At 40.1% G+C, this 21,382-nt stretch carries 22 protein-coding genes; 13 read left to right on the forward strand and 9 right to left on the reverse strand.

Annotated elements, in window-relative coordinates; genetic code table 11:
* Positions 1-20 precede the first annotated feature (20 nt).
* Together CWB76_RS17350 and CWB76_RS17355 are read right to left on the reverse strand one after the other, a co-directional pair.
* On the reverse strand, positions 21-518 hold the full coding sequence (locus CWB76_RS17350) for a M48 metallopeptidase family protein (protein WP_138609276.1): 498 nt from the start codon (positions 516-518) through the stop codon (positions 21-23).
* Positions 519-544: 26 nt separating this feature from the next.
* Positions 545-1,393 carry a DUF72 domain-containing protein gene (locus CWB76_RS17355; RefSeq protein ID WP_138609278.1) on the reverse strand — a complete coding sequence of 283 codons (849 nt, stop codon included), beginning with the start codon at positions 1,391-1,393 and terminating at the stop codon, positions 545-547.
* 237 nt (positions 1,394-1,630) lie between these two features.
* Here CWB76_RS17355 and aspS point away from each other — a divergent pair, with 237 nt between their 5' ends.
* Complete coding sequence (gene aspS / locus CWB76_RS17360; protein WP_013464572.1) at positions 1,631-3,409, forward strand: aspartate--tRNA ligase; 1,779 nt, start codon at positions 1,631-1,633, stop codon at positions 3,407-3,409.
* Between the two features lie 91 nt (positions 3,410-3,500).
* Entirely contained in the window at positions 3,501-4,100 is a 600-nt protein-coding gene (locus tag CWB76_RS17365; RefSeq protein ID WP_138609280.1) for a pentapeptide repeat-containing protein, read from the forward strand.
* Positions 4,101-4,135: 35 nt separating this feature from the next.
* On the opposite strand, the gene CWB76_RS17370 is transcribed toward CWB76_RS17365, so the two are convergent.
* A complete protein-coding gene (locus tag CWB76_RS17370) occupies positions 4,136-4,459 on the reverse strand; it encodes a hypothetical protein (RefSeq protein ID WP_008111621.1) in 324 nt (107 codons plus the stop codon).
* A 129-nt stretch (positions 4,460-4,588) separates the two neighbouring features.
* Between CWB76_RS17370 and CWB76_RS17375 the strand changes: the two genes are divergently transcribed.
* The gene (locus tag CWB76_RS17375) at positions 4,589-5,335 is read left to right on the forward strand and encodes an alpha/beta hydrolase (RefSeq protein WP_138609282.1); all 747 of its coding nucleotides are present in this window, start codon (positions 4,589-4,591) and stop codon (positions 5,333-5,335) included.
* Between the two features lie 105 nt (positions 5,336-5,440).
* Here CWB76_RS17375 and CWB76_RS17380 read toward each other — a convergent pair whose 3' ends face one another.
* From CWB76_RS17380 to CWB76_RS17390, 3 genes are all read right to left on the reverse strand, one after another.
* A complete protein-coding gene (locus CWB76_RS17380; RefSeq protein ID WP_010391450.1) occupies positions 5,441-6,010 on the reverse strand; it encodes a hypothetical protein in 570 nt (189 codons plus the stop codon).
* Positions 6,007-6,618: a M35 family metalloendopeptidase gene (locus CWB76_RS17385; protein ID WP_138609284.1), complete on the reverse strand. Its 612-nt coding sequence runs from the start codon at positions 6,616-6,618 to the stop codon at positions 6,007-6,009. Before CWB76_RS17385 ends, CWB76_RS17380 begins: the two co-directional genes overlap by 4 nt.
* 140 nt (positions 6,619-6,758) lie before the next feature.
* Complete coding sequence (locus CWB76_RS17390) at positions 6,759-7,961, reverse strand: bifunctional alpha/beta hydrolase/OsmC family protein (protein WP_138609285.1); 1,203 nt, start codon at positions 7,959-7,961, stop codon at positions 6,759-6,761.
* Between the two features lie 310 nt (positions 7,962-8,271).
* Between CWB76_RS17390 and CWB76_RS17395 the strand changes: the two genes are divergently transcribed.
* Positions 8,272-9,111 carry an isopenicillin N synthase family dioxygenase gene (locus CWB76_RS17395; RefSeq protein ID WP_008111615.1) on the forward strand — a complete coding sequence of 280 codons (840 nt, stop codon included), beginning with the start codon at positions 8,272-8,274 and terminating at the stop codon, positions 9,109-9,111.
* Between the two features lie 171 nt (positions 9,112-9,282).
* Positions 9,283-10,680: a DEAD/DEAH box helicase gene (locus CWB76_RS17400; protein ID WP_138609286.1), complete on the forward strand. Its 1,398-nt coding sequence runs from the start codon at positions 9,283-9,285 to the stop codon at positions 10,678-10,680.
* 79 nt (positions 10,681-10,759) lie between these two features.
* Here CWB76_RS17400 and CWB76_RS17405 read toward each other — a convergent pair whose 3' ends face one another.
* Positions 10,760-11,503 (reverse strand): DUF3307 domain-containing protein, encoded by a 744-nt coding sequence (locus tag CWB76_RS17405; protein WP_138609287.1) that lies wholly within the window; start codon positions 11,501-11,503, stop codon positions 10,760-10,762.
* Positions 11,503-12,126 carry a hypothetical protein gene (locus tag CWB76_RS17410; RefSeq protein ID WP_138609289.1) on the reverse strand — a complete coding sequence of 208 codons (624 nt, stop codon included), beginning with the start codon at positions 12,124-12,126 and terminating at the stop codon, positions 11,503-11,505. Before CWB76_RS17410 ends, CWB76_RS17405 begins: the two co-directional genes overlap by 1 nt.
* 139 nt (positions 12,127-12,265) lie before the next feature.
* On the opposite strand from CWB76_RS17410, the gene CWB76_RS17415 reads away from it, so the two are divergent.
* The 8 genes from CWB76_RS17415 to CWB76_RS17450 all read left to right on the forward strand — a co-directional run bounded on the left by CWB76_RS17415 (position 12,266) and on the right by CWB76_RS17450 (position 20,802).
* Positions 12,266-12,760: a LabA-like NYN domain-containing protein gene (locus CWB76_RS17415; RefSeq protein WP_138609290.1), complete on the forward strand. Its 495-nt coding sequence runs from the start codon at positions 12,266-12,268 to the stop codon at positions 12,758-12,760.
* 185 nt (positions 12,761-12,945) lie between these two features.
* Positions 12,946-13,872, forward strand: a complete 927-nt coding sequence (nudC, locus tag CWB76_RS17420) for an NAD(+) diphosphatase (RefSeq protein ID WP_138609292.1) — start codon at positions 12,946-12,948, stop codon at positions 13,870-13,872.
* 3 nt (positions 13,873-13,875) lie between these two features.
* Positions 13,876-15,054 carry a cystathionine beta-lyase gene (locus tag CWB76_RS17425; RefSeq protein WP_138609294.1) on the forward strand — a complete coding sequence of 393 codons (1,179 nt, stop codon included), beginning with the start codon at positions 13,876-13,878 and terminating at the stop codon, positions 15,052-15,054.
* Between the two features lie 143 nt (positions 15,055-15,197).
* Positions 15,198-16,025, forward strand: coding sequence for an ABC transporter permease (locus CWB76_RS17430; RefSeq protein WP_138609296.1), 828 nt, complete (start codon positions 15,198-15,200; stop codon positions 16,023-16,025).
* Complete coding sequence (locus CWB76_RS17435) at positions 16,022-16,930, forward strand: ABC transporter ATP-binding protein (protein ID WP_138609297.1); 909 nt, start codon at positions 16,022-16,024, stop codon at positions 16,928-16,930. Before CWB76_RS17430 ends, CWB76_RS17435 begins: the two co-directional genes overlap by 4 nt.
* Positions 16,930-17,304, forward strand: coding sequence for a PH domain-containing protein (locus tag CWB76_RS17440; RefSeq protein ID WP_036983105.1), 375 nt, complete (start codon positions 16,930-16,932; stop codon positions 17,302-17,304). The genes CWB76_RS17435 and CWB76_RS17440 overlap by 1 nt, the downstream gene beginning before the upstream one ends.
* A gap of 208 nt (positions 17,305-17,512) precedes the next feature.
* The gene (locus tag CWB76_RS17445) at positions 17,513-18,301 is read left to right on the forward strand and encodes a putative porin (protein ID WP_138609299.1); all 789 of its coding nucleotides are present in this window, start codon (positions 17,513-17,515) and stop codon (positions 18,299-18,301) included.
* 224 nt (positions 18,302-18,525) lie between these two features.
* Positions 18,526-20,802 carry an acyl-CoA dehydrogenase gene (locus CWB76_RS17450; protein ID WP_138609301.1) on the forward strand — a complete coding sequence of 759 codons (2,277 nt, stop codon included), beginning with the start codon at positions 18,526-18,528 and terminating at the stop codon, positions 20,800-20,802.
* Positions 20,803-20,887: 85 nt separating this feature from the next.
* Here the strand turns inward: CWB76_RS17450 and CWB76_RS17455 are convergent, their stop codons facing one another.
* The gene (locus CWB76_RS17455) at positions 20,888-21,337 is read right to left on the reverse strand and encodes a hypothetical protein (RefSeq protein WP_138609303.1); all 450 of its coding nucleotides are present in this window, start codon (positions 21,335-21,337) and stop codon (positions 20,888-20,890) included.
* Positions 21,338-21,382: the final 45 nt, after the last annotated feature.

The following is a 21,382-nucleotide window of genomic DNA, read 5'->3' on the forward strand; positions in this document are numbered from 1 at the left end:
GACCGCTGACCGCTGACCGCTCAATTATACGGATTTTCACCCATCGCAATAGCTACACAAAAAATCCGTAAATCCAACTCTAGCTGATGGTACTCTGGCTCCATATGGCAACACAGGGCGTAAAAGCTTTTATTATGATCTTTTTCTTTAAAATGCGCGAGTTCGTGCACCACCAATGCTTTTAATAACGGCTCTGGCGCGCGCAGTAAATCGCTGTTGATGGCTAAATCATGCTTGCGGGTTTTACCTTGCATACGGTACGTGTGGGTACCGAGCGCATTGGTAACCATATCACCTTGTTTTTTAAACGCAGCGCGTCCAAACGGTGGGGCGTTTTTTAAATACTGCTTTTTAAGCTCAGTGGCGTAGCTATACAGTAACTTATCACTGGTAATACGATGCGCCTGCGGGTACTTTTTAAGTAAATACTCACTTACCTTTCCTGCTTTTATTAGGCCTAATACTTGCTCAACGATATTGGCAGGGTAGCCGGTAAAGTAACGTGCGTATTCACTCATTATTGTCTCTGTATTTTGAATTTATTTTAAAAAAGTGCTTGCTGGTGGGCTTCTTTTTCGCCACTAAATGGATTGAGTACGTTGTGATTATACCCCAAATCTTGGCAAAACTGGCGAGCCAGCAGCGGCGCTTTGCGGTTATCAGCGGTATGAAAAAACACATAGGGGCTTTTGCCCTCATCGAGCCACTGGGTTACTTTGCTAAGCCAAGGTTGATAAAAGGTCTTATAATCGTTTTCTAAATCAGCAATAACAAAGCGCGCCATAGGCTGCGAGCCCGTTGCAATAGCGTGCACTGGTAAATGCGGCTTTTTCTGTTGTGCGTCTATTAGCGCTTCGGTGGTTGGCTTTACCGCAAAGAGCGCCCGAGTATCCATAGCAATTCGATTTATATTGTGTGCCATTAAAAGCTGATTAAGTGCGATTTCGGCCTCACCTTTTTTGAAAAAATCAGGGTGGCGTACCTCAACCCCATAGTTTAGCTCTTTAGGAAGTAAATCTATAAAAGCGGCAAGCTTAGCTAAATGTTGTGGCGCGAACGCTTTAGGTAATTGCAGCATTATTTGCCCTGTTTTTTCAAATAGCGGGGCGAATAAATTAAGCCAATTAGTTAGCTCATGTTGCACGTTAGTAAGTTGGAGTTCGTGACTAAAGCGCCGATGAAATTTAAAGGTAAATTTAAACTCATCAGGTACACTGGCAGCCCATCGTAGTACAGTGTCAGGAGAGGGATCGGCGTAAAAGCTAGTATTACCTTCTACCGAATTAAAATGCTGCGCATATTCGCTAAGCATATCGGCATTTTTACACTGGCGTGAAAATAAGTTTCCTTTCCATGCGTTGCTCGACCACTGCGGGCATCCAATATATAGCATACAAACAAAAGCCTTGTTATAAAGTACCGGTAGTGTAACAAATAACAAAACGGTGCGCTGTAAATTCAACCCCGAAAGGTAAACACGCCCTAGCATCTTCAACCGACTTGGGTATAATGCAGGGCTTAATTTGATTATTTTGAATTGCTAGCGGTTTTATTTTCATTTTGGTGTTTATAAAAACTTTTAAAACAACGGTGTTTAACCGCTATATGCCTTTTATCTGACAGGAAAACTATGCGCTCTATATACTGCGGACAGCTAAATAAAACTCACGTAGATCAGGAAGTTGAACTATGTGGCTGGATCAACAAACGACGTGACCTTGGCGGACTTATCTTTGTCGATTTACGTGATAGAGAAGGTTTAGTACAAGTTGTATTCGATCCGGAAGTTGAAGGACTAATGGAAACAGCTAACAAACTTCGTCAAGAATTTTGTGTTCAGTTAAAAGGGATTGTACGCGCTCGCCCAGATAGCCAAGTAAATAAAGACATGGCAACCGGCGAAGTAGAAATTTTAGGCACGGGTTTAACTATTATTAACCGCTCTGAGCCTATGCCACTTGACTTTAACCAAGTGAACTCAGAAGAGCGTCGTTTAAAATACCGTTACTTAGATTTACGTCGTTTAGAAATGAGCGACCGCATTAAATTACGTGCTAAAGCAAGCAGCTTTGTACGTCGCTTTTTAGATGAAAATGGCTTTTTAGATATCGAAACGCCAGTGCTAACTAAAGCAACGCCTGAAGGTGCTCGCGATTACTTAGTACCGAGTCGTGTTCATAAAGGTAGCTTTTACGCATTACCACAGTCGCCACAGTTATTTAAGCAATTGTTGATGATGTCGGGTTTTGACCGTTACTACCAAATTGTTAAATGTTTCCGTGATGAAGACTTACGTGCTGACCGTCAACCTGAGTTTACTCAAATAGATTTAGAAACCTCGTTCATGAGCTCTGATCAAGTACGTGGTATGACAGAGAAAATGATCCGTGAAATGTGGCAGTCATTACTAAATGTTGATTTAGGTGATTTCCCAATTATGCCTTACTCTGAGGCAATGAGCTTATATGGTTCTGATAAGCCAGACTTACGTAACCCAATGAAGCTAATTGATGTAGCCGATTTAGTAAAAGACGTAGAGTTTAAAGTATTCTCAGGCCCAGCAAATGATGAAAAAGGCCGTGTTGCAGTACTAACGGTACCAGGTGGCGCATCACTTTCTCGTAAGCAACTAGATGATTACACTAAGTTTATCGGTATTTACGGTGCTAAAGGTTTAGCATGGATGAAAGTAAATGACCGCGATGCAGGCGTTGAGGGCGTGCAATCGCCAATCGCTAAATTCTTAAATGAAGACGTGATCACGCAGTTACTTGAACGTACTAATGCACAAACAGGCGATATCATTTTATTTGGTGCGGATAAACGCAACACCGTAAATGAAGCCATGGGCGCACTTCGTTTAAAAATTGGTATTGATTTAGAAATCACTAATTTAGATAGCTGGGCACCACTTTGGGTTGTTGATTTTCCAATGTTTGAAGAAGATGACGAAGGCACATTACACGCTGTACACCATCCATTTACTGCACCAAAAGATATTAGTGCCAGTGAGCTTGAAGCAAACCCAGCAGCGGCTATTTCAGATGCTTACGATATGGTATTAAACGGCTACGAAGTGGGCGGTGGCTCGGTACGTATTCACAATGCAGATATGCAAGAAGCGGCATTTAGAATTTTAGGTATTGAAGCGCAAGAGCAGCAAGATAAATTTGGTTTCTTACTTGATGCACTTAAATACGGCACACCACCGCATGCAGGTTTAGCATTCGGTTTAGACCGTTTAGTTATGTTGCTATGTGGTACTGATAACATTCGTGACGTTATTGCTTTCCCTAAAACCACACAAGCATCGTGTTTATTAACCGATGCGCCTAGCAAAGCTAACAGCGATTCGCTGACAGAGCTTGCTATTAGTGTAGTTGAGAAAGAATTACCAAGCGCAGAATGAAACCCTAGTGTTTAGTTAGATCAAAACCCCTTAGGCTAAATACCTAAGGGGTTTTTTGTTTGGCATAACCCAATTTAGGTGCTTTATATTTATGAGTGAGCTATTTAAAGATAGTCATTATTTCAGTGAGCCATTTTTAAACTTTACAGCAAATGCAAAGTGCTTTAGCGATATTGAGTTTGAACAATGTCAGTTTATTGAGTGCGATTTTAGTCACAGCCAGTTTAATGCCTGTCGGTTTATAGAGTGTGAGTTTATTAACTGTAATTTGACTGAGCTTAATTGGAATTACAGCTCACTAGAAGGGGTGAGCTTTGCAAATTGTAAACTCAATAGCATAATGTGGGGACAAGTAAATTGGCCACAATTAGCGCTAACATCACCGGTGAGTTTTAAACAGTGTGAGCTGAGCCATAGTTCGTTTTTTGAATTACAGTTAAAAGCGTTAACAATGACGAACTGTTTTGCCAAAGATGTTGATTTTAGGCACGCTAACTTAGCTCAAAGCAACTTCTCGGATACTGACTTTAGAGACAGCCTGTTTCATCAAACTAATTTGAGAAAAGCAAACTTTGTTGGCGCAACGCAATTTAATATTGATATAACAAGCAATGATGTGAGTAATGCAAAGTTTGAACGGCTTGAAGCGTTAAATTTATTAGCTGGACTTGATATCGAGCTGGTTGATTAGCCGCAAGAGTTTACGGCTAATGCGTATATTTACTATTAGCAAGCAGGGCCATTTTTGTTGCGCGCGCTAGCAAGTGCACGGGCTATGCTCAGTAGCTCAGGCGAAATATCATCAGCGCCATCTTTAATCAGTTTGGTTACATCACCAGATGAATATAAGCTATCACGCGGTGATTTAATTCCCAGCTCTCTCACAAAGTCTTTGGTTTTACCTGTACTGCCGGTTTCAATGAACTTAAAAATAATCCGTTCGTTGTTACTTTTCGGCTCGGCTTGTAACACTTTAATTTCTTCTTGGTAGGCTTCAATTCTGCTTTGGAGAATGTCGATGCGTTGTTCAATGCTGCTATATGATTTCATGAATGGATTCTTTTGCGATAATAGTAAAACAATAATCGCTATTATCGCACAAATTAGCAAAGGCGCGCGCTAACCTTTATAATAAAAATTAATGTTAGTTAAAAATGTATAAGTAATACAAGGGAATGCATGTTAAAAATTATAAAAAAGCGTTTAATGTTAAGTGCACTGACTTTAAGTTCTACGCTATTTGCATCATCAAGTTATGCCCAAGACGATGCAATCATTGATGAAAGTCGTAATCGCTCTATACCTGTAAATATTACCCTACCAGCTAACCACCTTAAGTGCAGCGCGCAAGTCAAATGCCCTGTGGTATTTGTAAATGCAGGGTATGGCATTAGCCACGATGAATACACTTTTGCGAGTAAGTTATTTAATGCGCAAGGTTATTTAAGCATTGCGGTAGCGCATGAGCTTAAAAGTGACCCTGCACTTAATCGTGCGCAGCCATACCTAGCTACTCGTATGGAAAATTGGCACCGGGGTGTTGTAACCCTTAAGTTTTTAGTCAACGAGCTGAGTGTTAAATACCCTGAGTATGATTTTACAAAACTCACTTTATTTGGCCACTCAAATGGTGGAGATATTTCAGCCTTGTATGCAGCTATTTATCCAAGTGAAGTAAGCCAATTAATTACGCTCGATCACCGCCGCATGTTATTGCCACGCAATAAAAACACACGCGTGCTCACACTGCGCGGTAGTGATTATCCAGCCGATGCGAACGTGCTTTTAACCGATAAAGAGTTAACTGTTTATCCTGTTACACAAACGTTGATAGAAAAATCACGTCATAACGATATGTACGATGGCGGCCCTAAATGGCTGGTGGATAGAATGAGTAAAGAGGTAGCGGCGTTTTTAGATAATTAGCTAAGATATATTTCAAGCCAACATTATGCTGGCTTGATATATAAAGGTTTAAGCTGACGCAGAATTTTTAGTGCGATCAAACAAAGCATGTATATTTATTGCAGGTTACCCTTGGGGCGTAGCAAACTGCTTTATTGGCTGTTCCTTTATTTCCATATCTTCTGTAGGAATTGTTAAAAGTGAATAGTTTGTTCTAATTGTGATGATATCGGCAAATTTACCATTAATGTACAAGTTTACAAATGGGGTAAGTGTCCCCACCAGATACCTCTTACCTGGATCTAATGCAAACCTCTTTTCTATGCCTTTTAGTTCAATAAATTTGACTTCTAGGGGCTCGAATTCTAATGATGACAATTGCTTGTAGGCGCGTCTGCGTCCCTGTATGGGTTGCTCTGACATACCTGTATCTAAGTTATTCTCTTTTAAATCGTAATACCTATCTTCTTCAAATACATACATCGAGTTTAAATCGATTCCTTGCTTATTAAAAGCGAGAGAGCTTAGCTTAACTTTATATGGTGTTGTGTTAGCTAATCTGATATTCGTTATACACTTAGTATCTATATGACAAAAAGTGAAAGAGGAGGTAGCGATAGGACTTTCGATAGCTTCTTCGGTAGCAAACGATGAGTAACTAATCAAACAAAATATAGTAATAATAATTCTTTTCATTGGGCTGCTCGTACTGCACTTTCAAATGCGTATGAAGAGGATAGAATTTCTTTTCTATCTTGGGCGCTTTGGTTTATTCGTGCGTTTCGAGCGATTATATTAAGCTCTTTCATAGCTGTTCTAGCGTTATATGCTGTATCTTCAGAAGTCCATACCGCGTGACTAAACTCGTGAACGATAGTATCAACTTTTCTGTCAGTTCCTACTTCGAAAAAGCTCTTACCAAACCCTATAATTCCATATCTATCATAATAAGTAGCATCTCCAAACCCTGTGCATTTATAAAGTTTATGAGGGGTTAAAAGCATGGAGCCGATAAGGTTTATTATTTTGCGTGCTTGGCGAATTAGAAATGTTCGTGTTGCCTCAAAATTAATTGAATTAATAAAACCATATTGTTTCATAATTGATTCGAATTTTTCTTTTTTCTTTTCATCTAAGTTAGCAGGGTTGTGTAATATATTAATAAAAGTTGTTAATACTTTTGGGGTAATTAGCATAGCTATTTCAATTTGTTTTAGTTCAGATAAAGTTAACTCGATACCTGTTTTGTTTGTTACTTCGTAAATTGAAAAGTTATTGCGCTCATAGTAAGTATTTTTATTCATACTATTTATACCTATCCTTGGTTATATAATTTTTACTAACAAGCTACTAGAATTGTACCTATTATTCAACCTCTATATTTTATCTCAGATTGTGAGGTTACATTAATGAACATCTAAGATAGCGCAGCCACAGCTGTGCGTCACCCCACTAATGCGCTAACCACCAGTGGACTATTATGTAGCGTTTTATGCACAGGGCATTTGTCGGCTATTTCGAGTAATCGATTTCGCTGAGCGTCAGTTAAATCACCTTGTAAGGTTATTTTGCGGATAATGGCCTCTAGATTGCCGGTTTTTTCACAATCATCACAATCTTGGTTGTAATTGCGGGTATGGTTGAGCTCTACTTTTATGTGCTCTAGCGGCAACTCTTTGCGACTTGCATACATGCGAAGTGTCATTGCAGTACACGCTCCAAGCCCAGCGAGTAAATGATCATAAGGGTCTGGGCCTAAGTTTTTACCGCCGACATCGGTGGGCTCATCAGCAAGCCATGTATGGTTTTTAGTACTCACGTGCTGAGTGAATTTATGATCTTTTTCTTCAACTAATACACTGCCGTTAGTTAATTTTGCACTATAGGGTGTTTTATCGTATTCAACATAGCGATTAGCCCACGTAGCAATAACATCGGCTGCGTAGTTAGCGTCTTCTTTATTACTGAGTAAGTGATCGGCATTATCTAAACTTATAAAGCTTTTTGGATGCTTGGCAGCGGCGTAAATTTTTTCGGCTTCACTAATATTCACGGTAGCATCAATAGGAGAGTGCATAACTAACAAAGCACGCTTAAGCTTACTTATATGGCTGTTATCGTATTTGGCGATGTCATCTATAAATTGTTTTTTAATCGTAAATTCCCGCCCGGCTAAACACACTTTTGCTTCACCCGATTGGTTTATTTCATCTAAATGAGCAGCAAAATTATGGGTAACGTGCTGAGCATCCGATGGCGCACCTATAGTCGTAATGGCCGATACTTCGGGTATGTGCTCTGCTGCTGCAAGCACCGCAGCACCACCTAAACTGTGGCCTATCAATAACTGAGGTGCTTTAAAGTGTGTTCTTAAGTGATTGGCTGCAGCCACTAAGTCTTGAATGTTTGATGAAAAGTTACTGTTGGCAAAGTCACCATCGCTATTACCAAGCCCTGTAAAATCAAAGCGTAATACAGCAATGCCTTGCTGAGTGAGCGCGCGACTTATTCGTGTTGCAGCCGCTACATCTTTAGAGCAGGTAAAACAGTGAGCAAATAAGGCATAAAATTTCACTTCACCAGAGGGCTGTTCAAGTTGTCCAGCGAGTTCTAATTCACCGCTTTTAAAAGAAACTTTTTGTCGCATGTAGAGAGCCTTAACAAGTTGATATAGTGTGTGATGCTGATAAGGAATAGATTGGTACGATGGGGTGAAAATTCAATACAAGCGTTATTTTGATCTTGATCAAGGCAGAGAAGGCTTGCTTATTGGGTGCGGACATATGTCCTTATAATTTCAAGGGGGTTTGTCTATCCTCGCACAGCATAAAAATGCAGCCTTTATTACTTGAATTAAGTAGTTAAGCTATATTTGAATGTAATACTAATTTCGTGTAGACCTGTGGCTTAAGCGAATTAGTAAATGGCTTCTAACAACCTACTTACTGGAATGTACCATGCAATTACCTACAGTTGATTATAAAGCGGACGATGCGGCTGCGCAATTTGTTGAATCGTTGAGAAATACTGGTTTTGGCGTATTAAAAAACCATCCTATTCCGCAATCTTTAGTTGAGTCTATTTATAAAAATTGGCAAGACTTTTTTAACTCAGAGCAAAAGCATGAGTTTTTATTTTCAAAAGAAACGCAAGATGGTTATTTTCCACCGTCGGTATCAGAAGTAGCTAAAGGCCATACGGTAAAAGACATTAAAGAGTACTTTCATGTTTACCCTAAAGGCCGTGTTCCTGCACAATTAGAAGCAGATGTACGTGAGTACTACCGTTTAGCTAATGAATTTGCGGCAACATTATTAAGCTGGGTTCAGGCTGAAGCGCCTGAAGAAGTGCGTGCTAAGTTCTCTATTGATTTAAAAGATATGATTGCCCAGTCTGAGCAAACGTTGTTACGTATTTTACATTACCCGCCAATGACAGGTGATGAAGAGCCTGGTGCTATTCGTGCTGCTGCGCACGGTGATATTAACTTATTAACCGTATTACCGGCGTCAAATGAGCCAGGCTTACAAGTACAAAAAACCGATGGCGGTTGGTTAGACGTGCCATGTGATTTTGGTAGTCTAATTATTAATATTGGTGACATGTTACAAGAAGCATCGGGTGGCTACTTCCCATCAACGATTCACCGTGTAATTAATCCATCGGGCAAAGCAACAACCAAATCACGTATTTCATTACCATTGTTTTTACACCCTCGTCCAGATGTGGTGTTATCTGATCGCTACACAGCAGATAGCTACTTACAAGAGCGTTTACGTGAGTTAGGTGTAAAATAAACTTTTAGCATTTGTAATGCTCAGGTAAATAAAAAGCGGCTGTTTAGCCGCTTTTTTAGTATTTGTGTTTATTGATTTGGCACAAAGTAAATAATGGCATGCATTCTGAGCTACTAAAGGTATAATGCGCGCAACTGGCCACTTTGGCCTAATTTGAAATAGAGAGTTTATATGAGTTTTGATGGTTTAGGTTTATCACAGTCTTTAGTTAATGCGGTTTTAGAAAAGGGCTATGAAACGCCAACGCCTATTCAGGCTCAAGCTATCCCAGCAATTATTGCACGTCGCGATGTAATGGCTGCAGCGCAAACTGGTACCGGTAAAACTGCTGGTTTTACTTTGCCACTGATTGAGCGTTTATCGTCGGGCACTAAAGCAAAAAGTAATCATGTCCGTGCGCTTATTTTAACGCCAACCCGTGAGCTTGCCTTGCAAGTGAGCGAAAACGTTGAAGAATACGCTAAGCATTCTGATGTGAGTTCGTTTGTGGTTTACGGTGGTGTAAAAATTAACCCTCAAATGCAACGCCTGCGCAAAGGGGTTGATATTTTAGTGGCGACACCAGGGCGTTTAATTGATTTACACAATCAAAACGCGGTTAAATTTGATAGCGTTGAAGTATTGGTTTTAGATGAAGCCGACCGTATGTTAGACATGGGCTTTATCCATGATATTAAACGCCTGATTGCAAAAATGCCTGAAAAGCGTCAAAACTTAATGTTCTCAGCCACGTTTTCGGATGATATTCGCGCGCTGGCAAAAGGGTTAATTAACGACCCCGTTGAAATTTCTGTTGCGGCCAAAAACACCACTGCTAAAAGCGTCACGCAATGCGTATACGCAGTAGACAAAGCACGTAAAACGGCCTTATTAAGCCATTTAATTCGTAGCAACGATTGGCAACAAGTACTGGTATTTAGCCGTACTAAACACGGTGCTAACCGTTTAGTTAAGCAACTGGAACGCGATGATATTGTTGGCGCGGCAATCCATGGCAATAAATCTCAGGGCGCACGTGTTAAAGCACTTGAAGGCTTTAAAAGTGGTGAAGTGCGCGTATTAGTGGCAACCGATATTGTTGCACGTGGTTTAGACATTGTTGAATTACCGCATGTTGTAAACTACGACTTACCTAATGTATATGAAGATTATGTTCACCGTATTGGCCGAACTGGTCGTGCGGGGGCATCAGGGCATGCTATTTCGTTTGTAACGGTTGACGATGCAGTAGATTTATACGGCATTGAGCGCTTTATTGGCGAGCTAATTCCACGTGCTGAAGAAGAAGGTTTTGAACCGGCTAACCCTGTTGCAGAGCGCGCACTCGATGCACGCCCGTTACCGGCTAAAAAGCCAAAGAAAAAACAACCATTTAATAAGCCTAAATCAGATAGCAGCAAACCTAACAGCAAAAAGCCTAACAATGGTGGCAATGGTACAGGCCCACGTCGTGGTGGCTCTAAAAAGCCAGCAGCTAAAACCGATGATAATGCACAAAACCCATGGGCAAAGCGTCAATCGGTTGGGGGCAGTGGTCAACGCCGTCGTCGTCCAGCAAATAACGACTAATTAGGTCTAGTTCGCTTTAATAAAAAACGCGCTTACTTTTACTGGTAGCGCGTTTTTTAATGCCTATTTTAAAGCTTTACTAACCGATTAAATAATTAACTGCTAATCCTACAAATAAAGTAACACTGACGCTCAGTAACGTTCCTAGCATCACATATTCAGTGAGTTGTTTATCTTTGCTGGCACTTAAGTCGCCAAATCTAAACACCGATTTAGCGGCAATTAAAAACCCAAGCCCTGCAAACTGATCTAATAAAATAAATGTCAGCATAAGTACTCTTTCAAGCATACCAATACTTTGTCCTGCTAAGGGGAGGCTACCATCACTAGAAAAGTGATTAGTTAAACGCTCTAACATCATTCTTATAAATACCGCACTGGGACTTAAAATAATAAGGTAACCAGCTATAACCCACAGCACTTTATCGTTGCACAATAACGCCATCACATTGTCAGCAAATTGCTGATTGTCAGTTAGCCAAATACTTATCGCAATAATGACAGTGATATGTGCAATTTGGTCTAATAAAAAAGGCACTACGCCTTTATTTGAATACGATTTCGCAATATCAATAAAGTAGTGACTGATCATAACAATGCTGGTCGCCAGTAATACGCTGCTTAGTTGTTGCCAGCCAAAACTATATTCCCAAAGTGCCACTACGATTGCACTGGTAATTCCGTGAACCAATACATGGTAGTAAAGTTTTTTTGCTTTAAAATGACGGGTGTTTCTGTCGTTTACCCAGCTCATGGGTTGCCAATAAAAATCAGCGAGTAAGTGGCCAATAATCAGTGCAACGAGTAATAGTGAAAATTCCATTAGTCATGTCCTTGCTGTATGCTTTTAAGATGTTGTTGTGCATGTAAAATAAATCGTTCTATCAGCTGATAGTTAGCAAGATTAAGCAGCTTAGTAACGTTTTCTCGGCTGGTGTTGAGCTCTTTAGCTAAAGCTGCATGGTTGTTATTAGCATGGGTTAAATATACATACAAAGCATTTGCTTGTTTTTGGGTTATTTTACACAGTAATACATCGACAAACGCTAGGTTTAACTTGAAGCTCTCATCAACCGGTTGACCTGCAATAGCAAATGTAAAACGCTGGTTTGTCATTTTATCTAGCTCATGACCAGAGAGAGTAAACGCAGAGCCTGTAGCGGTTTTTATACTCTTACCCGGGTTATCTATGTGCCCCAATGCCATACTTTGGCGTAGTTCATAGCCGGCAGATTTTAGCTGTAGGTAAATGAGTATAGCGGTGGTAACTAACTGTTCACTTTTATCGAGTTGCAGTTGAAATGCATCCCCACGGTAAATATCCCAAGATGTTGTTTTATTGCAATTTGCACGTAAACTTTGCTCTAGCTGATAAAGCATGGCATCGTATTGTTGTTTAGGTATTTTTTGCGATTTAATAATGTCGCCGCTGATCACACCAATCATAAAAATCCAGATAGATTATTTATATGTAACCGTATTTGGTTACACTGTTAAATGTAACCGCATTTGGTTACATTGGGTATGGTAACTAATTTAGGTTACTTAACGCGCAATTGCAAGTATTACTCATTGGGACATAATAATGACCTCACAACAAACCAGTAAACCTCGTGTAGGTATTTTTGTCGATGTACAAAATATTTATTACACCTGTCGTGAAAGCTACGGTAAAAACTTTGATTACAATGCCTTTTGGCGAATGATGGAGCAACAATACGATATAGAATGTGCGTTCGCTTATGCAATATACCGAGGTGATGAAAAGCAAAATCAGTTTCAAAATATTTTGCGCGCTATTGGCTTTGAAGTAAAACTAAAACCCTTTATTCAACGCCGTGACGGCAGTGCCAAAGGCGATTGGGATGTGGGTATAACCATAGATATGCTAGAGCAGGGGAAGAAGCTTGATAAAGTTATTTTACTCTCGGGTGACGGTGATTTTGCATTATTACTTGGGCATTTAAAAAATCAATATAGTGTTTCGTGTGATGTATACGGTGCTGATAAATTAACCGCAGAGGTACTTAAGCAAAGTGCCGAGCAATTTCATTTAATTGACAAACAGCTACTACTTTAAAAAGTATAAGTATTGTATTTTTGATTTATTTTTGAGCAGAATGTTTGCGTTGATCATGAGAGTATTTAATACAACGGGTGCATAGATTAATTAAGCCTAATTTAGGCTTTTTTTATGGCGATAATAAATTGGGTTTAGTGGATGAGTATGGTAATTTTAAGATTCAATTAGTATCAAGGAATTACATGCTTAACTACAGTAATATGCCATTAGACAGAGGCTCAAATGCGCGCAAAGATCCTACTTGGGTAGACGCAAAAAAAACAGCAGACAGTTTATGGCTTTTAGTTAAAGGCAATCACACCTTATTTGCTAACAGTAGCCCTGAGGTGGTGTATTTAGCTTACCAACAAGTGGCGCATTTAGATTTAACGCAGGCTATTCTTTTAGGATCAAATAAACAGGATAATGCCGTATTTGCGCTAGACGTAACTGAACTCGAAGAGTCGTTATTAGCAACGATTGTTGGTGATGCCAAGTTTGCAGATATTCGTCAATATGGTACTCAAGTAGCACTTGAAGATGGCTCAAATGCAGCGCTTGCTCGTGGGTTGTGTTACTGGCATGCCACTCATAGCTTTTGTGGTCGCTGTGGTACCAAAAATCACTTAGTTGAAGGGGGGCATTCACGTTTATGCGACAACGCAGCCTGTATGCACCAAACTTTTCCGCGTACCGATCCAGCCGTTATTATGGTAGTAACTAAAACATTTTCTGATGGGATTGAACGCTGCTTATTGGGTCGCCAAGCAACTTGGCCAAAAGGATTGTTTTCCTCGCTTGCCGGGTTTGTCGATCCAGGTGAAACCCTTGAACAAACCGTGATCCGAGAAGTAAAAGAGGAAGCGGGCATTACCGTGGAGAAAGCAGAGTATATTGCTTCTCAACCTTGGCCGTTTCCTTCATCAATTATGCTTGGTTTTATTGCCACAGCAAGCAGTGATGAAATAAGCACAGAGCAAGATGAACTTGAAGATGCACGATGGTTTTCTCGCCAAGAACTTGCGCAATTTAAAGATTGGCAACACGAGGGGGAGCATTTAAAGCTACCTAGAGCTGATTCGATTTCGCGTTATTTAATTGAATATTGGCGTACTCAGATAGAAGGATGAATCATGTCGAGCAAAAATAAAAATACCCAATTAGTGTCATCAGGGCGCAAAAAAGCGTACACCCATGGCGTAGTTAATCCAGTGATACAGCGCGCTTCAACGATTGTGTTTGATTCTGTGAGTGAGCTTAAAGAAGCGGCTAAAACACGTGGCGACAAAACCTTGTTTTATGGCCGCAGAGGGACGACCACTCATTTTGCTCTGCAAGAGGCAATTACCGAACTCGAAGGCGGTGAGGGCTGTGCGTTATACCCATGTGGCGCGGCAGCGATAAGCCAAACTCTGTTATCGTTTTTAAAGTCTGGTGATCATATTTTAATAGTGGACACTGTTTACGAGCCAACCCGTGATTTTTGCGACAAGATATTAGCTGGGTTGGGTATTAGTACGACCTATTATCCGCCCATGATTGGCGCAGACATAAAAGAGTACATTCAAGACAATACCAAAATGTTGTTTTTAGAGTCTCCGGGTTCAATTACCATGGAAGTTCAAGACGTTCCCGCCATGGTAAAAGTGGCAAACGATCATAATGTAATGACGGTGCTTGATAACACCTATGGCAATGGCTTGCATTATCGTCCGCTTGAACATGGTGTTGATATTAGTATTCAAGCCGCCACCAAATATATTGTTGGCCACTCTGATGTGATGATGGGCGTTGCTGTAGCTAATAAAAAGTATTGGCCAACACTTCGTGAACACTCTTATTTACTCGGGCAATGCACCAGTGCTGATGATGCGTATTTAGCACTACGAGGCTTGCGTACCATGGCAGTGCGATTAAATCAGCATGAAAAAGCCGCGCTAGAAGTAGCAAAATGGCTTGAGCAACATGCGTTGGTTGATCATATTCGCCATCCTGCGTTTACAACATGCCCAGGCCATGAATTTTTCAAGCGCGATTTTGACGGCAGTAATGGTTTATTTTCGTTTGTAATGAAAGCGGGTAATCAACACGCCATAGATGCTTTTTTAGATAGCTTACAACATTTCAAAATGGGCTTTTCGTGGGGGGGCTTCGAGAGCTTAGTAACGGCAAACTTATCAATGAAAGGGCTGCGCTCGCAAACAGGGTGGGAGCATGGACCTGTTATTCGTTTGCATATTGGTTTGGAAGATGTTGAAGATTTAATTGCCGACTTACAGCAAGCATTAGTAATTTATGAGCAACATTTATAATTATTAATTGGTTAAATTACATTATTTGTTACAAAGCCTACCTCTGAGTAGGCTTTTTTTTGCTAGCAATTCAACGTGTTTACACTTAGTGTTGTTAAATAACGCTTATTTTAAAGTATGAACAACGTCATTAAGGATAGTCAATGGCAACACCATCACCTATTAACGTAGGGCGCTTAACCCAAATCGCGGGTTTTGAGCTGGTACGTATGTTTTTAACTAAACGAGGACTTATTGCACTGGCGGCTTTTGCGCTAGTGTGGCTTGTTATTTTACGTTACCCCATAGGCCAAGCTGTAGGCATAATCAGCTCGCCAGATTTTGAACAAATAGCCCGTGATATTTCCGGCTCTATTGGATTAAGTAAGTTACTTGATTGGCCTGAAGCCGAATTTGCTATGTATTGGCTTATTGCTTTGTATAGTTTTCCTGTTTTTAGCTTATTTATTTGTAGTGATCAAACCGTCGGTGACAGAGAGCGCGGTACGCTAAGGTTTTTATCATTACGCTCAACGCGCTTTGAAATACTCTTTGGTCGATTTTTAGGACAGTTAGCGGTACTAACCTGTTTAGTTGGCATAACGCTTATAGCGACATTGGCGGTGCTCGGGTTTCGCGAGCCGAGCTTACTTGCTGGTGGCCTTGGTCGTGCTGTTTCAATATTTTTAATACTCATAGTTACTTTTTCGCCGTTTGTAGCCTTAATGAGCTTAATTAATACTTTTGCGAGTTCCTCTCGTCTGGCAATTGTATTAGCTATTTTATATTTTACAGCCGGTGGCATTATTGTTGGATTACTGGAGTGGCAACTACCCGCATTAAGTGTGCTTGATTATTTATTCCCCGGTGTGCAAATAGAGCTATTAGCGGGACAAAACTTACCGTTATTGAGCGCATTAGCTATTCCACTTGTGCAAACAGCGGTGTTACTTGCAGTTGCTCAACGTATTTTTGCAAGGAGCTCATTATGAAATCATTAATAACAGGGCGTAATTTAAGTAAATCATACGGCTCAAAACTGGCTCTTGATAATGTGAATTTTGAGATTCAAAAAGGCGCGCCAGTTGCATTAGTTGGCCCTAATGGCGCAGGGAAAACCACTTTATTTAGTTTGTTGTGTGGCTATATCGCACCTAGCATGGGTGAGCTTGAAATACTCGGCCATAAACCAGGTAGCGCGGCTTTATTTAATGAAGTGAGTGCGTTACCACAAGATGCACAGCTAGATCCGCGTTTTAATATAGATAAACAACTTAGCTTTTATGCCAAGCTACAAGGTATGAGCACCAAGCAAAGCCAAATAGAGGCACTTCGAGTATTAGATTTAGTGGGTCTTAGCGAGGTTGCAAAAAACCGCGCAGGGGACTTATCTCACGGTATGCGCAAGCGCGTAACCATAGCACAAGCATTAATTGGTTCACCGCAAATTGTGATGTTAGATGAGGCCACAGCAGGACTTGATCCGATTCATGCCAGAGAAGTCAGGGAGCTGGTGTCTGAGCTATCGTCTCAAGCGACGTTTATTTTAAGCTCTCATGATTTAACTGAACTCGAACGATTATGTTCTCAAGTACTACATTTAGATAAAGGTATATTAAGCGAGCACCAAACTAAAGCGGCGAATACCGATAAGCATTTTTACACTTTAATGCTCAGTGAAGCATATCAAAATGTGGAGCAACAACTCCAAGCACTTGATGGTGTAAGCCGTGTTTATATGAGCCAACATAAAGAGTATGTGATTGAGTATCAACCAACGAGCGAGTCACTTGACATAGCGCTATTGCAATCTTGTCGCCAACATAATTGGCAGTACAGGCAGTTAGTAAATGGTCATACTCTAGAAAATCAAATATTTAAACAGGAGAAACTATAATGGGATTATTTAGTGGTTTAATGGGGAACGCCAGTGAGGTGGATGATGCCGACTTAGAGAAGGTATTGGCCAATACACTCATCGAGGGTGAGCGAGTTGAAAAGGCGTATAAAGTAGTTCGTGATATGTTTATCTTTACAAATAAGCGGCTAATTTTATTAGATAAACAAGGCGTGACTGGTTCTAAAATGGAAATGATCAGTATTGCTTACTCTAAGATAACTAAGTTCAGCAAAGAAAGTGCGGGGCACTTTGATTTAGATGCAGAGCTGAAAATTTGGGTTGGATCTGATCCAACGCCTATCAGCAAGGACTTTAAAGCTGGCGATAATATAAATGATGTTTATCGAATAATCAGCCAGTATTCATTATAGAAACAAACAAAAAGCGGTGTAAAATTAAAGTAATTGTTTACAGCTTGTTGCGATTACTTTAACATAAATTCCTCCAACACTTTCTTACAAATTCCCTAACAAATACAATTGCTTGATTCAGTTTTCGTTCAGTTTCGCGGCGTTAGCATACCCCTACTTTAGCAATGTAGTTAAAGTACAAAAACAATGTACATAGGGATGTTTCATTATGAAAAAGTTAGCAATTATTATTTCAGGTCTTTTATTATCAAGTGCTGCACACGCTGCAGATAGCTATCAATCAATCAGTAACTTAAGCTACGCAGAGATTGATAACAACGATACGATCAGCGTGGACTCAACTTACTACTTCTCTCCTAAAAGCACTCTAGGTCCATACGACCAATTCGAATACATCAACAAGCAAAGCAACGTATTTGGTAGCTACGCTGATGACGATTTTGGCGATGTGACTGCTATTGGTGGTGAATACTTCGTTGAAGATTTTGTGGTTGGTGCGTCTTACCAAAATGCTGATTACAACTCTAACAACGAGTTATATACACTTTCTGCTGGTTATTTCTTTAACCCAGATTTACTTGCAAAAGTAAGATTTGTTGATCAAAAAGATGGTGATAACGTTACATTCTTTTCTTTAGCATACAACCACATGCTAAACGATACAGATTACGTAGGTATCACTGTTGAATCAGACGATGATTTTGATTCTCGTTCAGTAGCTGCTAAATACTTTGTTGATTTACAACAAGGTAACTACTTAACAGTAGAAGGTACATTTGTAAGCCTTGACGAAGCAGATGACCAATGGAGCGTAGAAACAAACTACTACTTCTCTAAAGCGACTTCTGTATTTGCATCTTACGATAAAGAAGACAACTACAGCTTTGGTGCTCAACACTTCATCAATAAAAACATTGGTTTAAAAGTGGGTTACGGCAACAACGCAGATGACTCAGATTACGATGCTTACTTTGCTAACATGCGTTTTCAGTTTTAATTTAGCGTTTAATCGCATAAATTAAAACCAGTTAAGTAGTAAAAAGCCCACATTTTGTGGGCTTTTTGCTGTGTGTAATAAATATGTAACTCTACTAATAGCTATATTTTAATTGTAACGGAATCGGCTCAGCATTTCGTGGCCCCCTCTGACACCCCATTGTATTTAAATTAAGATCGGTCATAATTAAATCAATGTTTTTATAACTGTAAAGGAATGTGTTTATGTCAGTATTTTTTATATTACTGGTTGTGGTGATCGTGGTATTTGCGATTAAAGATATCCGCCTTAACTTAATTACCCGACCTACTTTTAAAATGTTTAAAAAAGTATTACCGCCATTATCGCAAACAGAGCGAGAAGCCATGGAAGCGGGCGATGTTTGGTGGGATGGCGAGCTATTTAGTGGTGATCCTGATTGGCAAAAATTACACAACTATCCGCGTCCACAGTTAAGTGAAAAAGAAACTGCATTTATAGATAATCAAGTTGAAACTTTATTAGCTATGCTTGATGACTATAAAATAGTACAAAAAGATAAAGACTTACCTAAAGAGGTTTGGGACTTTTTAAAAACCGAAGGGTTTATTGCAATGATCATCCCAGAAAAATTTGGGGGCCTTGAATTCTCTGCTATTGCTAATTCCACCATAGTGTCAAAAATTGCGACTAAAAGCTTAACCGCCGCCGTGACGGTCATGGTACCAAACAGCTTAGGACCAGGTGAGTTATTACTACACTACGGAACAACTGAGCAACAAAATCGCTGGTTACCTAGTCTTGCAAAAGGCGACGATGTGCCTTGTTTTGCACTAACTGGACCAGAGGCCGGTTCAGATGCCGGCAGTATTCCAGATTCAGGCGTAGTATGCAAAGGTGAACATGACGGTGAAGAAGTTTTAGGGCTGCGTTTAAATTGGTCAAAACGTTACATTACCCTTGCGCCTGTGGCGACAGTACTTGGCCTTGCATTCAAAATGTACGATCCAGATGGGTTGTTAGGCGATGAAAAAGAGCTTGGCATTACGTGTGCACTCATTCCAACCGATCACCCAGGTGTTAAAACAGGAGAGCGTCATTACCCCCTAAATATGGCGTTTATGAATGGCACAACGTACGGTAAAGATGTATTTATTCCGCTTGATTGGATTATAGGTGGTCAGCAAGGTGCTGGGCGCGGTTGGCGCATGTTGGTTGAGTGTTTAAGTGCAGGGCGTGGTATTTCGTTACCGGCATTAAGTACTGCAACAGGGCATTTAGCGGCTAAAATGACTTCGGCTTACTCTGTTGTTCGCCAACAATTTGGTGTGTCAATTGGTCAATTTGAAGGGGTTCAAGAAGGGTTAGCACGTATTGGTGGTTTAACTTACGCGCTGGAATCGTGCAGGTTAATGACAGCTGGCGCTATTGATTTAAAACTAAGCCCATCGGTAGTGACTGCTATTGCAAAATACCATATGACCGAAATGGGTCGAACGGTTATGAATGATGCAATGGACATTCATGCAGGTAAAGGGATTCAGGTTGGGCCTAATAACTATTTAGCACATGGCTATATGGGTATTCCAGTTTCGATTACGGTTGAGGGTGCTAATATTCTTACCCGTAATTTAATGATATTTGGCCAAGGTGCTACTCGTTGCCATCCGTTTGTATTAAAAGAAATGGAAGCGGCAGCAATGGAAGATGATGACGCCGCACTAGAGCAATTTGATGGCCTACTAATGAACCACATTGTATTTGCCATCAGCAATGCAAGTATGGCTTTAATACATGGCTTAACTCGCAGCCATTTTGCCAAAGCACCTGTATGCGGAGAAACCGCAGCTTACTATAAACAATTAGGGAGAATGAGCCGAGGACTTGCGTTTACAACAGATGTTGCAATGTTGATGTTAGGTGGTGAACTTAAACGCAAAGAAATGATATCGGCACGTTTAGGCGATGTATTAAGTCATTTGTATATTGCTTCTACCGTGTTAAAACGTTTTGAAGATGAAGGGCGTCAGCAAGCTGATTTGCCTTTCGTTAAGTATGCAATAGAGGCATCATTGTATGAGATAGGCCAAGCATTTGATGGTTTCTTTAAAAACTTCTCTAACCCGGTGGTTAACTTTGCTCTTAAACGCATTGTGTTTCCGTTAGGCAATCATTATCACAAACCAAGTGATACCACTTCACAACGTATTTGTGAGCATATGACGCAACCAGGCGTGTTTAGAAATAGACTTACACATTTGTGTTACGTCGATGAGAATGCAGGCACAGGGGTGATGGAAAATGCTTTTTTAGCGATGCACGACATGCAAAATCAATTTAAACAGTTAAAACAGTGGCAACGAAAAGGTAAGGTACCTGCAACTTTTAATATTGAACAAGCTATTGAGTATGCTCTTGGGCATGAGTTACTTACTAAATTAGATGCTGAAGCTATGCATCATGCTAATAAATTACGAATGCAGGCTATTGCGGTAGATAATTTTAAACCTGAAGATTTCTAACATTGTACTCAAGCACTAAAAAAGCCTTAAACTTATAATTTAAGGCTTTTTAGTGTATTTATATATTTATGAGATTAAACGCTGATCAGCGCCCGTAAGGATCGGCGATGATTTTATCTACGTACCATTTACCTTTTATTTTTAGCATTTCGATACTGCGAAAGTCATCAATTTTTTTTCCATTAAAATAACCAGTAAATACAATATTTATTTTAGCCTGATTGCCGTATTGTTCTCGAAGGCTTGAATTTGACATATCAATTTCAATCACTACTTCATCGTACTGTAAATTAATAAGACTACGGGCAAATTGTTTTGCTGTGCCGTATGACTTCATTATACGAGCTAGTTTAGGTGTTGCAAAATTACTGGCTTTTTGCAAATTATGCTGATTATAAAGTGCATCAAAATACACCGTGGCGGTATCGCCTGGACGATCGTTGTCGATGTACTGTTCTTTAGGTTTAGTATTTTCATTACAGCCGACGATCAAAATACTAAAAATGAGCACAAAAGAAGTTAAAATTGTTTTCATATTTGGTCAGGTTGATTACTCATACATAAAGTGTGTGATGGAATG

Source organism: Pseudoalteromonas sp. S1609 (genome assembly GCF_005887255.1).
Taxonomy (GTDB): domain Bacteria; phylum Pseudomonadota; class Gammaproteobacteria; order Enterobacterales; family Alteromonadaceae; genus Pseudoalteromonas.